At 63.4% G+C, this 13,651-nt stretch carries 11 protein-coding genes; 5 read left to right on the plus strand and 6 right to left on the minus strand.

Annotation, left to right across the window (positions count from 1 at the left end; all coding sequences use genetic code 11):
• Positions 1–559: 559 nt before the first annotated feature.
• From BM116_RS01655 to BM116_RS01680, 6 genes are all read right to left on the minus strand, one after another.
• The gene (locus BM116_RS01655) at positions 560–1,765 is read right to left on the minus strand and encodes a pyridoxal phosphate-dependent aminotransferase (RefSeq protein ID WP_083728006.1); all 1,206 of its coding nucleotides are present in this window, start codon (positions 1,763–1,765) and stop codon (positions 560–562) included.
• A gap of 4 nt (positions 1,766–1,769) precedes the next feature.
• Positions 1,770–3,188 carry an amidase gene (locus BM116_RS01660; RefSeq protein ID WP_083728005.1) on the minus strand — a complete coding sequence of 473 codons (1,419 nt, stop codon included), beginning with the start codon at positions 3,186–3,188 and terminating at the stop codon, positions 1,770–1,772.
• Between the two features lie 50 nt (positions 3,189–3,238).
• Entirely contained in the window at positions 3,239–4,186 is a 948-nt protein-coding gene (locus BM116_RS01665; protein WP_083728004.1) for a D-2-hydroxyacid dehydrogenase, read from the minus strand.
• Positions 4,183–5,436: an aspartate aminotransferase family protein gene (locus BM116_RS01670; RefSeq protein WP_083728003.1), complete on the minus strand. Its 1,254-nt coding sequence runs from the start codon at positions 5,434–5,436 to the stop codon at positions 4,183–4,185. Before BM116_RS01670 ends, BM116_RS01665 begins: the two co-directional genes overlap by 4 nt.
• An 87-nt stretch (positions 5,437–5,523) precedes the next feature.
• Positions 5,524–6,654, minus strand: coding sequence for an isocitrate/isopropylmalate dehydrogenase family protein (locus tag BM116_RS01675; RefSeq protein WP_083728002.1), 1,131 nt, complete (start codon positions 6,652–6,654; stop codon positions 5,524–5,526).
• Between the two features lie 3 nt (positions 6,655–6,657).
• Positions 6,658–8,121, minus strand: a complete 1,464-nt coding sequence (locus tag BM116_RS01680; protein ID WP_083728001.1) for an NAD-dependent succinate-semialdehyde dehydrogenase — start codon at positions 8,119–8,121, stop codon at positions 6,658–6,660.
• Positions 8,122–8,424: 303 nt separating this feature from the next.
• Between BM116_RS01680 and BM116_RS01685 the strand changes: the two genes are divergently transcribed.
• The 5 genes from BM116_RS01685 (at position 8,425) to BM116_RS01705 (ending at position 13,524) form a co-directional block, all read left to right on the plus strand.
• Complete coding sequence (locus tag BM116_RS01685) at positions 8,425–8,847, plus strand: DUF4399 domain-containing protein (RefSeq protein WP_083728000.1); 423 nt, start codon at positions 8,425–8,427, stop codon at positions 8,845–8,847.
• 185 nt (positions 8,848–9,032) lie between these two features.
• Positions 9,033–10,577 carry an OpgD/OpgG family glucan biosynthesis protein gene (locus BM116_RS01690; RefSeq protein ID WP_083727999.1) on the plus strand — a complete coding sequence of 515 codons (1,545 nt, stop codon included), beginning with the start codon at positions 9,033–9,035 and terminating at the stop codon, positions 10,575–10,577.
• A gap of 3 nt (positions 10,578–10,580) precedes the next feature.
• Positions 10,581–10,829, plus strand: a complete 249-nt coding sequence (locus BM116_RS01695) for a hypothetical protein (protein ID WP_083727998.1) — start codon at positions 10,581–10,583, stop codon at positions 10,827–10,829.
• A complete protein-coding gene (gene mdoH / locus BM116_RS01700) occupies positions 10,829–12,931 on the plus strand; it encodes a glucans biosynthesis glucosyltransferase MdoH (RefSeq protein WP_083727997.1) in 2,103 nt (700 codons plus the stop codon). The genes BM116_RS01695 and mdoH overlap by 1 nt, the downstream gene beginning before the upstream one ends.
• Positions 12,932–13,191: 260 nt before the next feature.
• Positions 13,192–13,524, plus strand: coding sequence for a hypothetical protein (locus BM116_RS01705; protein ID WP_211276288.1), 333 nt, complete (start codon positions 13,192–13,194; stop codon positions 13,522–13,524).
• Positions 13,525–13,651 lie beyond the last annotated feature (127 nt).

Consider the following 13,651-nt stretch of genomic DNA (forward strand, 5'->3'; position numbering starts at 1 on the left):
CGTTGCTTAATTTGCTCTTGGTTCGGTGCTTGCCGTTGGGCTGCAGTATGGCCAGATCAAAAGTGCGCTTGGCGATATCGATGCCCACTACCAGTGTCATGAGATGTCCTCCATGCAGTCGTTTTGATGATCACGTCATCCCGTCCAACCTTGTGCAATGCGAGCTCTTGCGGCTCTAGATACCGTTCGGACTTAAGGGATGAAATGGAGGTGGCAGCCCAATCTACGCTGCAAGCTCAGCGGCTTAAGGGTGGACACGGCTTACCAGCCTCCCCCGAGGATCAGTCGGGAACTATGCCTCCTTGGAGAGGCAGTAGTCGAGATACAAGGATGTCTGAGGAGCGTAGCGACGAGTTTTACGCTTCCCCGATAAATAGAGCAACGCAGCGAACCCGAAGGGCCGCGTAGTCGGGTGCCCCGAGGATCGCTAAGGGGGCCGGGCAAGCGGCCCCCTTAGCTCGCCGTGAAGGCGAAAAGCTGATTCGACAACGGCACACTACTGAAAACGGCTAACCGGAATCTCCCCTAAGCGGTGACTACCCGACTTAGAACCCAGCCCCTAATCAAAATCCTGCTTCTCCATCCAAGGAATAATCCGCTCAAACGCCCGCTCGATACTCTCCAGCGACGTCGAGTAACTGAGCCGCAGCGCGTTGCTGCAGCTGTTGCCAAACGTCTCGCCGGGAATGGTGCAAACACCCGTTTCCTTCAATAGCCGCAGAGCTACGTTAGTCCCGTTAACCCCCTCCGGCAGCGCCGGGAACAGGTAGAAGGCACCCTCGGGTTTGTAGCCGGTCAGATGCGGCGTTTGCTCCACCAGTTCCACCAGCCGGTCGCGGCGGCGAGTGTACTCACTGAGCATTTCTTCAATAAAGGGGCCGCCGCTGCGCAGCGCCGCCACCCCGGCCCACTGGAATGGCGTATTGGCCACCGTGGTAGTGAACATGTGGTAACGCCGCAGCTTCTTGATCGCCGCTTGGCTGCCGATCAGCCAGCCGATGCGCATGCCCGCCATGCTATAGGTCTTGGAGAAACTGCTGACCACCATGACGTGGTCCAGATCGCTGCAGCACGACAGTACCGACGGATATTCGCGGCCGTCATAGATCAGGTGGTCGTAGACCTCATCGCTGATCACATGAATGCCGCGATAGGCTGCTTCCTCCAGAATTGCCTCCAGCGTCTTGCGCGGATACAGCGTGCCGGTCGGGTTGCTGGGCGAGTTGAGCACAATCGCGTGGGTATGCGGCTCGATGGCGTCGATCACCTCCTGCGGGTCGAGCTGGTGGTGATTCTCGGCCCGCGTCGGTATCTCGGTCACCTCGCCGCCATTCATGCGAATCAGCGGCGCATACAGCATGAACGCCGGGTCCGGTACGATAAAGTGCCGCCCCGGCGCCGCCACGGCGGTAAGCGCGAGATAGATCGCCTCGGTCGCACCGGTGGTGATCATGATGTTGTCTGGGCTGAGCGGCCGCTGATAGCGCTCGCTGTAGTATTCAGCGAGCGATTCGAGCAGCTCGGGCATCCCGGCGTCCATGGTGTAGCCGGTCTGCCCGGCGCGCAGCGCCTCAACCGAGGCCTCAACCACTGTGTCCGGCGCGGGCAAATCCGGCTGACCAATGGACAGATGGATGACGTCGTTCATGGTGGACGCCAGATTGACCATCTTGCGGATACCCGGAATCGGAATGGTCAGCAGCGCCGGGTTCCAGATCGGATCTTCCGATTCGTACAGGTCAATGTCGGAGCTTCCCAGTGGCATGGCCTTACTCCTGTGCAGCGGTGAACAGGGCCGGACGGCGACCGGTCAGCGGCGCCGCCTGCTGATAGGCATGGCCTGCGCGCATCACTACAGCATCGTTAAAGCGCGCACCCACCAGCTGCAGGCCAATCGGCAGCCCCTTGCTGTCAAAGCCGCAGGGCACGGACAGCCCCGGTTGCCCGGTCATGTTGAAGGGATAGGTAAAGGGCGTCCAGGTCGGCCAGCGGGTGCTGGGCCAGTCCTCCGGCACTTCACGCCCGGTCTTGAAAGCGGTCAGCGGCAGAGTCGGCGTGAGCAGCAGGTCGTACTTCTGGTGGAACGCCGCCATACGCTCGCGCAGCGCCATGGACTCGTTCATCGCGCCCATGTAATCGAGCATGCTCAGGCGCGCCGCCTTCTCCGAGACCTTGATCAACTCAGGGTCCATCAGCGCGCGTTTTTTGGGTCCGAGATCGCGAATGGCATTGGCTGCGCCGCCGTAAAACAGATGACCAAAGGCGGCCAACGGATCACTGAAACCGGGGTCTACCCGCACCACCTCGGCGCCCAGGTCGGCGAACACCTTGGCTGCCTCGGCTACCGCCGCCTCTACTTCAGGGTCCACATCCACGTAGCCGAGATTCGGGCTGTAGGCGATCTTCAGCCCCTTCACGCCGCCGCGCAGTTCGGCAAGATAATCGATATTGCGCCGGGGCACTGCGTTGGTGTCGCGATGATCGGCCTCGCTCAGCACGTTCATCATCAGCGCGCAGTCTTCCACGGTCCAGGTCATCGGGCCGGCATGGGCCAGCGTGCCGAACGGGCTGGAGGGCCAGTGCGGCACCTCGCCAAAGGAGGGCTTGAGCCCAACGATGCCGCAGAAGGCAGCGGGGATGCGAATGGACCCGCCGGCGTCGGTGCCCAGCGCCATCGGCGCCATGCCCAAAGCGACTGCCACACCGCTACCGCCGCTCGAGCCGCCCGAGGTTTTCTCTGGATTCCAGGGGTTGTTGGTCACGCCATCGACCGGGTTGTCGGTCACGCCCTTCCAACCCAGTTCGGGTGTGGTGGTCTTGCCGATGGGCACGTAGCCGTGACGCGCTAAGGCTGCGGTGCACGCGCCGGTCTTGCCCAGCGTGCTCTGCGGGTCAACCGTGTGCGAGCCTTTAAGGGTTGGCCACATGGGAGTGAGAAAGACATCCTTGACCGCCACCGGTACGCCATCAAGCAACCCCTGCGGCGTGCCAGCGCTATAACGCTGCTCCGACTCGCGCGCCAGCGCCAGGCTGGTCTCGCGATCCACCAGACAGAAGCCATTGGTATGGCTATCTACCCGTTCGATCTGGTCCAGCATGGCGCTGGCCACGTCGACTGGCGAGAGCTGACGGTCGGAAAAATGTGCCCGCAACTGCATCGCCGTCATTGCCAGAATTTCGTCGGACATAATCGTCTCCTCAGTGCCAGAGTGCCCGGGCTGCTTCTCGTTTCCGGGCGCTATTTCCCCCTGTTCACACGGTTGTGCAGGGGCTCATCGGCCAGCCAGCGGTGCAGATTGGCCATGAACTGCTCACCCAGCGCGCGGCGCCAGCCGATAAAATCACCGGCCATGTGCGCCGACAGCATCACGTTAGGCATATCCCAGAGCGCATGCCCGGCGGGCAGCGGCTCGGGGTCAACAACATCCAGTACCGCAGCGCCGAGCTGACGCTGCTGTAAGGCATCGACCAGGTCGTCGGTAACCACAATCGCGCCACGGCCGACATTCACCAGCAGCGCGTCGCGCCGCATCAGCGCCAGGCGATCACGGTTAATCAGCCCGCGTGTGCCCTCAGTCAGCGGTGCGGTGATGATCACCACATCCGCCTCGGGCAGCACTGCGTCCAGCTGGTCGTTGGCCAGCACCCGGGTAAAGTGCGGCGCCTCGCGCGCCGTGCGGGCGATGCCGGTCACCTCGATATCCAGTGCCGCCAGCAGCCTCGCCACTTCGCTGCCGATTGAGCCAGCACCAATAACCAGCGCATGCTGACGCGCGGCCAGCGCGGTTTCGCGGTGCTGCCACTGATGCTGGCGCTGCAGCCGCAGGTTGCCGAGGCTGTCCTTGGCGTGCATCAGCACCGCGCCCAGCACATACTCAGCAATCCCTAAGTCAAATACTCCGCGCGCGTTGGTGAGCAACACATCGCTGTCCCATAGCGCGGGGAACATCAGCGCATCGACTCCGGCGCTGGTAGCATGCACCCAGCGGATGCTGTGCTCGGCTGGCCAGCAGCCTTCGAGCAAGCCGGTGCGAAAGTCGGTCACCACCAGCACATCGGTCTGCGGCAGGTGCTCGCGCAGATCCGCCTCATCGCTGACAGTGCGCAGCTCAACCGTGGTGGGCAAGTCATCAAGCCCCGGCAAGGGCTCCTCACCGTGGGCGACCAGTACCAGAATCCGTGTCACGCAGCCACCTGCTGCGCCGCACGGGCAAAGCGAGCTACCGCTTCGTCAATTTCGGCGCTACTGACCGTCAGCGGCGGCAACCAGCGGACGATTTGCCCCTCGGTACCGCAGCGCAGTAGCAGCAAGCCTTCGGCCTCCGCGGCGCTGGTCAGACGTGCCGCCAGATCGCCACGCGGCGTGCGGTGATCGTCGGCGATCTCCATGCCTTGCATCAGCCCCTTGCCGCGCAAGGTATCGATCAACGGGAAGCGCTGTTGCAGTTCATGCAAGCGCTTGCCAAGCAGCTCGCCTTGCTGCGCAGCGTTGTCGACCAGTTGTTCCTTATCGATGACTTCGAGCGTTGCCAAGGCAGCGGCGCAGGCCACCGCGTTAGCGCCATAGGTGCCGCCTTGAGAGCCTGCCAACCCCTTGCTCATCAGCGATTCCGAGGCGGCAATGGCCGACAGCGGAAAGCCACTGGCCAGCCCCTTGGCGGTGATCACGATATCCGGCGTAACGTCAAAATGGTTGTGGCTCCAGAAGCGTCCGGTGCGGCCGTAACCGGCCTGAATTTCGTCGCAGATCAGCAAGATGCCATGCTGCCGGCAGCGCTCGGCCAGCCCCTGCATAAAGGCAGTGTTGGCCGGGTAGTAGCCGAACTCGCCCTGCACCGGCTCAATCAACATGGCGGCGGTATCACTGGGCGCGGTGCGGGTCTTGAGAATGTGGTCAAGCTCGCGCAGGGCAAACTCGGTGGCCTGCTCCTCGCTCCAGCCGTAGCGGTAGGCATGCGGAAAGGGCGACACCTCAACCCCGGCCATCATCGGGTGAAAACCGGTCCGCACCTTGGTGCCGGAGGTGGTAAGGGAGGCGGCCGCCATGGTGCGGCCATGAAAGCCCCCGTCAAAGACGATGATGTTGGCCCGCCCGGTGGCCTGCCGTGCCAAGCGCAGGGCCGCTTCTACCGACTCGGAGCCGGAATTGGCGAAGGCCACCGAGTCGATGCCCTCGGGCATACGTTCGGCCAACGCATCTGTCAGCTCCAGCATGGGCCGGTGAGCTACCGTGGTGTACTGGGCGTGAATGACGCGGCCAACCTGCTCTTGGGCGGCGGCGACCACGGTGGGGTGGCAATGGCCGGTGCTGGTCACACCGATGCCTGAGGTGAAGTCCAGATAGCGCCGACCGTCGGTATCAACCAGCCAGCTGCCTTCGCCGTGATCGACACAGACCTGGCTGGCCTGCTTGAGCAGCGGTGACAAATGGTGCATAGCCATCTCTCCTGTCCTTTCGGCGGGCCGAAGCCCGAGTCTGATCGGCCAGCGACACGCAGAGCGTGTCCTGACACGCGAGCGGGATCAGTGCAGCGCGGCGATCACGCCAGCAGTCACATCCCGACAGGTCCGCCGTTGGCCAGCTGTGGTCGCCAGATCCTTGGCAACCGCTTGGCGCAGGCGTTCGGCAGCCTGTGCGCAGCCCACCCAGTCCAGCATCAGGGCTGTGGTGAGCAGCATGGCAGCAGGGTTTGCAAGCCCCTGGCCGGCGATATCCGGCGCGCTGCCATGTGTGGGTTCGAACAGCGCGGGCATGGCGCGGCTGTCCGGGTTGATATTGCAAGACGGCGCCAGCCCCAGTCCACCCGAGAGCACGGCGGCCAGATCCGTCAGAATGTCTCCATGCAAGTTGCTCGCCACCACCACGTCGAAGGTCCAGGGGCACTGCACAAACTTCATGCAAGCCGCATCGACCAGCTCATGGTGCACGCCTATTTCCGGGAATTCGGCGGCAATCTCGGCAAACACCTCGGTGTACATATCGCCCCAGTAGGGCTGAGCGTTGCGCTTGGTAATCAGGCATACCTGTGCACCAGCACGGCCCTTGTCTGCGCAGTGAAAGTGCCGCGCATCGGCACCCCGCGCCTCCAGCCGCTCACGGGCGCGGACAAAAGCATGGCGTATCAGCCGCTCGGTGGCGCGCCGGGTAAACACCTCCAGCTGGGTGGCCACTTCATCGGCCGTGCCCCGGTGCAGGCGACCGCCCTGATTAACGTACTCGCCCTCGCTGTTTTCGCGAATCACCAGCATGTCGACCTCGGCGGCGCGCTCATCGGCCAGATACTGAGGCGCGCCGGGCAGCAGCCGCGCGGGCCGCTCACAGGCCCACAGCCCCAGGCCCTTGCGAAACTGCAGCAGCGGCGACAGCGAAACACTGTCAGGCAGGCAGTAGCGGTTTGCATCGCTGAGCGGGCCGGGGTCGCCCAGCGCGCCCATCAGCAGCGCGTCGTAGGCTTGCACCTGGGTCATGGCATCGGCCGGCATCATCTCGCCATGCCGCCGGTGCCAGTCGGTCGAGGGCCACTCCAGCCAATCCCAGGTCAGGCCCAATGGCGTTTGCTTATCCAGCGCCTGCAGCACCTCGGCAGCGGCGGCCATCACCTCCTGGCCGATGCCGTCGCCGGGCATCAGGGCGATGCGCCGTGGCTCAGCCATAGCTTATTCCCCACCCATGCACAGGTACTTGATTTCGGTGTACTCATCCAGCCCGTGACGTGAGCCCTCGCGGCCCAGACCGCTGGCCTTGACCCCGCCGAAGGGGGCGGCCGCATTGGAGACGGCACCTTCGTTGACGCCGATAATGCCGGCTTCCAGCGCATCGGCAACGCGCCAGACGCGGTGAATGTTGGTGCTGTAGAAGTAGGCGGCCAGCCCATAGGGCGTGTCGTTGGCCAGCTCGATGGCCTGCTCCTCACTGTCGAAGCGAATTACCGCCGCCAACGGACCGAAGGTTTCATCAGCGCACACCTGCATGTCCGGGGTCACGCCGGTTACCAACACCGGCTCCACGTAGTTGCCTTTGGCCTCGCCCGGTGAGGCGCCGGCAACATGCTTGGCACCCTTGGCCAACGCATCGTCAAAGTGCTCCTGCACCTTTTGCACTGCTGCCCGGTTGATCAGCGCAGACTGGGTTACGCCCTCTTCAAAGCCATCACCCAACTTGAGCTTGCCCATGGCCTCGGCCAGCTTCTCGACAAAGCGGTCATGCACGCCGCTCTGCACCAGAAAACGGTTGGCGCACACGCAGGTCTGCCCGGTATTGCGGAACTTGCTGACCATGGCACCTTCCACTGCGCGGTCCAGATCAGCATCATCAAAGACGATAAAAGGCGCGTTGCCACCCAGCTCCAGCGACACCTTTTGCACATGCTCGGCGCATTGAGCCATCAGCTGACTGCCGACGCTGGTCGAGCCGGTAAAGCTCAGTTTGCGCACCGTCTCGCTGCTGGTCAGCACATCACTGATCAGAGACGCCTTGCCGGTGACCACATTGAACACACCCGCCGGAATCCCCGCCTCTTCGGCCAGTACGCCCAGCGCCAGCGCGGTAAAGGGGGTGGCGCTGGCGGGTTTGACAATCATTGAGCAGCCGGCTGCCAGCGCGGCGCCAGCCTTGCGCGTAATCATCGCGGCCGGAAAATTCCAGGGGGTAATGGCGGCCGTCACCCCAATTGGCTGACGGGTCACCACAATATGCTGCCCGGGCTTGGCACCGGGAATGGTCTCGCCGTAAACCCGGCGTGCTTCCTCGGCAAACCAGCGGATAAAGGAGGCGGCGTAATCCACCTCACCGCGTGATTCGACCAGCGGCTTGCCCTGCTCCAACGTCATCAGGCTGGCAATGTCCTCGCGGTGCTTGAGCATCAGGTCGTACCAGCGCATCAGCAGATCGGCGCGCTCCAGCGCGGTGGTCTTGCGCCAGCTGGCATAGGCCTTGTCGGCCTGGGCAATGCAATCATTAAGCTGAGCTTCGCTCAGGCTGGGCACGCTGCCGATGATCTCGCCGCTGGCCGGGTTATCCACCTCGATGGAGGCGCCATCGCTGGCGTCGATCCAGCTACCAGCAACCAGACATTGCTGGCGAAACAGGCGGGGTTCGGCAAGACGGGACGGTGCAGACATAGCGGCCTCCTAGGGCAAGACGATCTAGGAGCAGGACGGCCCTGCTCAACTGAAAAACGATACGCAGCGCTCTGCGCAAAAGACGCCCCGCGAGCGGCGTGGCGAAGATATAACCGGCAGGGCACTGTTTCAGTCGACCGCGCTCCGGTCAGCGTGTTCCCCCCACGGTCAGCACCCTCCTCCACAGGGTAGGCAGGATAAACAGCAGACGCAAACAGCCAGCGGGGTTTGAACCAGAGCCGGTTTGGCGGGTCGACGTAGAAGCAGTATCACCCTGCCAAACACGCAAATAAGGAGCACCCCATGCAACGGATCACCCACACTCTCGCCGGCCTGCTGCTGGCCGGCAGCGCCAGCCTCGCCTTTGCCCAAACCGCCGCCCCCGAAGACGCCAAGGTGTTTTTCATTTCCCCCAGCGACGGCGCGACCGTCAGCTCCCCGGTCACCGTGCAGTTTGGCCTTGAGGGCATGGGCGTGGCGCCAGCAGGGGTTGAGCGCGAAGCCACCGGCCACCACCACCTGCTGATCGACACCGACACCCTGCCGCCGGCAGGCCAACCCATTCCTGCCGACGACAACCACGTGCACTTTGGTGGCGGCCAAACCCAGACCAGCCTCGATTTGCCGCCGGGCGAGCATACGCTGCAGCTGATTGTTGGCGATCATCATCACATTCCGCTGTCCCCCTCAGTGACCTCCGAGCAGATCACCATCACCGTCGAGTAATCCCACTCGCAACGCTCGCCCTGAACCACCGTTCGGGGCGAGCGCTCGTTTAAGCCGCTATCAAGGCACTGCACTTCATTGCACGCGGCCCGCAGTAAGTTTGCGATACACAGCCAGCTTGGTGCGGAACTGCAACGCCGGTTTGCGGCCTAATCGCTCAGATACCATCGCAAGGAATTCGCACCATGCTACGAGGGACTGTTCTGACCAGTGCCGCTTTCTGCCTCTGCCTACCCTTTGGCCTACAGGCGGCCGACTTCAGCTTTGAACAGGTCATCACCAAGGCCCGCGAGCGCGCCGAAAGCAGCTACCAGCCGCCCAAGGAAGTGCCGCGTTTTTTGCAGGAGCTGAGCTTCGACGACTACCAGGGCATTCGCTTCAAGCCGGAAAACAGCCTCTGGCACGAGAGCGAATCAGCCTTTCAAGTCATGCCCGTACCCAGCGGACTGTTCTACCGCAACCCGGTTCAGGTTCATGTCATCGATGAGCAAGGTGTCGAGCCGCTAACCTTTGCCAAGAACCAGTTCACCTACCCCAATACAGAAGTCGAGCGACTGGTGCCTGCGGACCTGGGCTACGCCGGCTTCAAGCTGACCTTTCCGCTCAAAGGCGAGGACCAGCAAAACCAGTTCATGGTGTTTGCCGGTGCCAGCTACTATCGCGCCGTAGGCAGCGAGAACAACTTCGGCATCTCCGGCCGCGGCCTGGCCATCGATACCGGCATGCCCGGCGGCGAGGAGTTTCCGGACTTTGTCGAATTCTGGCTGGAACGTCCGGCACCGGACGCCACCAGCATGACCTTTTATGGCCTGCTCGACAGTCCGAGCATGACCGGCGCTTACCGGTTTGTGGCCACCCCGGGCGAGCAAACCGCCCTGGCCGTGGAGTCGGTTCTGTTTCCGCGCCACGACGTCGAGCTGCTGGGCGTAGCGCCGCTGACCAGCATGTTTTACTACGGAGAGAACAGCATCCGACCGCGCGGCGAATGGCGGCCCGAGGTGCACGACTCCGACGGCCTGCTGGTGCACGATGGCGGCACCGGCGAATGGCTCTGGCGCCCACTGCGCAATCCAAGCACCCTGCGTATGGACTACTTCAGCGTGCAGAATCTGCGTGGCTTCGGGCTGCTGCAACGCGACACCGACTTTCGCAGCTACCAGGACCCGGAAGCCATCTACGACGGACGCCCCAGCAGCTGGGTCGAAACAGATGGCAGCTGGGGACCAGGCAAGGTGGTACTGGTACAAATCCCCACCCCGAACGAAACCAACGACAACATCGTCGCCTTCTGGCAACCCAACGATCCGGTTGAGCGTGGCAAGCCGCTCAAACACCGCTACCGCGTCCTGTTCGGCGACCATAGCATCACCGCCAACCCGCTCGGCAGAGCTCACGAGACCTTCGTGGGTGATGGCATGCGCGTTGGCGGCGGCAACGAGGAAGGCGCTCTGCGCTTGATCGTCGACTTTGCCGGCGGCCCACTGGATGAGCTGAGCGAGGACGCGGCGGTGCTGGGCGAAGTAGAGATGCAGAACGGCGGCGAGCTGATTGAGCAGTTTGTGCAGTACCTGCCGGCTTTGCAACGCTGGCGGCTGTCGATGCTGGTCCGCCCGGCGGCCAACGAGGCACTGGCCCTCAGCGCCCATCTGCGTGATGCCGAGCAGACACTGAGCGAAACCTGGCAATACGAAATACCCGCCGGCAGCGACCTGCTGGCCAAGCCGGAGTAAGGCATGAACGCGCGCGACAGCAACGTCATCCTGCAGCGCATACTGGCCTACTGGCAATGGTCAGGCATGCCGATGGACCGAGACACCGAACTGAAGGCCCTGGCGATCAGCCGCCAGGCATTGCAGCAACATCAGCAGCCGCCGCTCGAGGTTGCCCTGCAAGCCGCCCGCGCCGCGCTGCCGCCGGCACCGCCTGCACCCTCGGCCGGCCCGCCGCTGCGCCGTGGCAGTCTGCGTTACGGAGCCTACTGATGACCAGCCTGCCACCCACCCTGTTGCCCGACAGCACCCACGCCCAGTACAACTGGCGCGCCAGCGCGCGGCGTCGACGCGCCCTGCTGCTGGTGTTGGTGCTTGGCCAGACGCTGGCCGCTACCTGGCTGCTACTCGCGGTGCTGCCGTATCACGGCCGCACCTGGGTTGAAGTCGGAATTGCCGCGCTTTTTGCTCTGTTGTTCACCTGGCTGTCGCTGGGTTTCTGGATAGCCATGACTGGCTTTGTGTTGCGCCGCCTGGGCGGTGATCAGCGCAGCCTGCTGCGCCGCCAGGATGCTGCGACGCTCGCCAGCACCCCGCTCGGGCGCACGGCGGTGGTGATGCCGATCTACCATGAACCGGTTGCGCGCAGCCTGCTGGGCCTCAAGGCGATCTACCAAAGCCTGGAGGCCAGCGGCGAACTGCAGCACTTTGATTTTTACATCCTCTCCGACAGCCGTGATGCCGACGTCTGGTTGCAGGAACAGGCGGCCTGGCAGGCCCTGCGCCAGGAACTGGGCGCCCAGTCGCGTCTGTTTTATCGCCGGCGCAAGCTCAACCTCAACCACAAGAGCGGCAATATCGCCGACTTTCTCAGGCGTTGGGGCCGCGACTACCAGTACATGGTGGTACTGGATGCCGACAGCCTGATGGGCGGCGACACCATCGTGCAAATGGTCCAGCTAATGCAGCGCCACCCGCAGGTCGGCATCCTGCAATCGAGCCCACGCCTGCTCAACGCGCAGTCGCTGTTCGCCCGTATCCAGCAGTTTGCCAACCAACTGTACGGCCCCCTGTTCACCACCGGCCTGGCAGCGGTGCAACTGGGGGAAGCAGCCTTCTGGGGGCATAACGCGATTTTGCGTATTCGCCCCTTCATGCAGCACTGCGGCCTGCGCCGGCTGCCAGGCTGGGGCCTGTTCAAGGGCTCGGTACTGAGTCACGACTTTGTTGAAGCCGCGTATATGGGGCGCGCCGGGCAGGAGGTCTGGCTGGAGCCGGAACTGCACGCCAGCTATGAGGAGTCGCCGCCCACCCTCAGTGATGAACTGACGCGCGACCGCCGCTGGGCCAAGGGCAACCTGCAGCACCTGTGGCTGATGCTGTTCAGCCGACGCCTGCGCCTGGCCCACCGTCTGGCTTTTCTTAACGGCATCATGGGGTATCTGGCCTCACCGCTGTGGTTCGGCTTTCTGGTGCTGACCACCGTCGAGGTGGCGCGGCTGGTGCTGTGGCCGATCAATTACTTTCCGCAGCCCAACCAGCTGTTCCCGCTGTGGCCCGAGTGGCACCCCACCCGCGCGCTGGCTCTGGTGGGCTTTACGCTGATATTGCTGTTTGTGCCCAAGCTGCTGGCCCTGGCCGACGTGCTGATCAGCGGGCAGCGGCGGCGCTATGGCGGCGCGCTGCGGCTGTGCCTCAGCGTACTGCTTGAATCATTGGCCTCGGCGCTGCTGGCCCCCATCCGCATGCTCGCCCACAGCCGCTATGTGGTCGAGGCGCTGTTCAACGTCAACCTGCGCTGGGCCGGGCAAAACCGCAGCGGCGAGACCAGTTGGCTGGCAGCGGTGCTCGACCAGGGTATCGGCAGCCTGCTGGCACTGAGCTGGTCCGCCTTTGCCTACTGGCTGCAACCCATGTTCTTCCTCTGGTCACTGCCGGTGGCCGTGCCGCTGGTACTGGCTGCGCCGCTGTTCGTGCTGTTCAGTCGCATCGGCATCGGTACCTGGCTGCGCGATCGCGGCCTGTTGCTAAGTCCGGACGAGCACAACGGCAATGCGCTGCTGGACGCCTTGGAGCAACCCTCCAGCCTGCCAGATCTGTGCGAGCGAGATGCCTTTGTCGAAGCCGTCATCCACCCCACTACACAGCAACTGCAGGCAGGGCTGGCCCATGCGCCCCGTGCCCGGCGCCAGCAACAGGAGCTGCAACTGCTGCGCCAACGCTGCCTGGAGCAGGGCCCGGAGCAGCTGGAGCCAGCGCACAAGCAACTGCTGGCAGCCGACGCGCAGTCCCTGCGCTGGCTGCATGAGCAGGTCTGGCTGAGCGCAGCGGACAGCCCCTGGGGCAGGCGCCTGGCTAACCGCATCGCGCACTGACACAGGTGCTTTGAACTCTCCCGCAGGCGGTTCCGCCTACCCGCCTGCACAATACCCTGATTTAGGTACTTGCCATCCCCGCATATGGCTATATGCTTCTACTCGGCCAGCCTGCAACTGGTCACCCATAAGGCCCCATCGCTCTGATCTGCCGCTGCAGCGGCCGAGTCAGTCGCGGCGTGGCCGTTAGCCATATGCGTTGTTCGGTCTGTCCGATCAGCTTTCGCGCCTACCAGACGGGCGCACCCAGGGAGAGAAAAATGATCAAAAAAGCCTTAGCGCTGTTTGCCGTCCTATGCCTGTTCAGCGGCTCCGCAGCCGCCGGCTTCGATGGCTATGTCGAGGTGACAAACGATACCGGCTACGACATCTATTACCTGTATGTCAGCCACGCCAAATCCAAGAGCTGGGAAGAAGATGTGCTGGACGAAGACATCCTGCCTGACGGTCACACTGTGCGGGTGAACCTGCGCGGTGCCAAGTCGTCCATCTTCGACATTCGTGCCCAGGATGAAGACGGCGACACCTACACCGTCTGGGAAATCGACGTTGCCCGTGACGACGTTGTCTTCACCCTGGACGACATGGACTGATGCCCCGGCAGGGGCTGCCGTGCTCCTGCCCTTGCGTAAGCAAGCGCTGGTCAATGCCACTCGCAAAAGCCGTGCGGCATTGATCAGCACGTTCTTAACCCGCGCTTAACCTCCCGCTCGCTAGTCT

The organism is Halopseudomonas pachastrellae (assembly GCF_900114765.1).
Lineage (GTDB): Bacteria > Pseudomonadota > Gammaproteobacteria > Pseudomonadales > Pseudomonadaceae > Halopseudomonas > Halopseudomonas pachastrellae.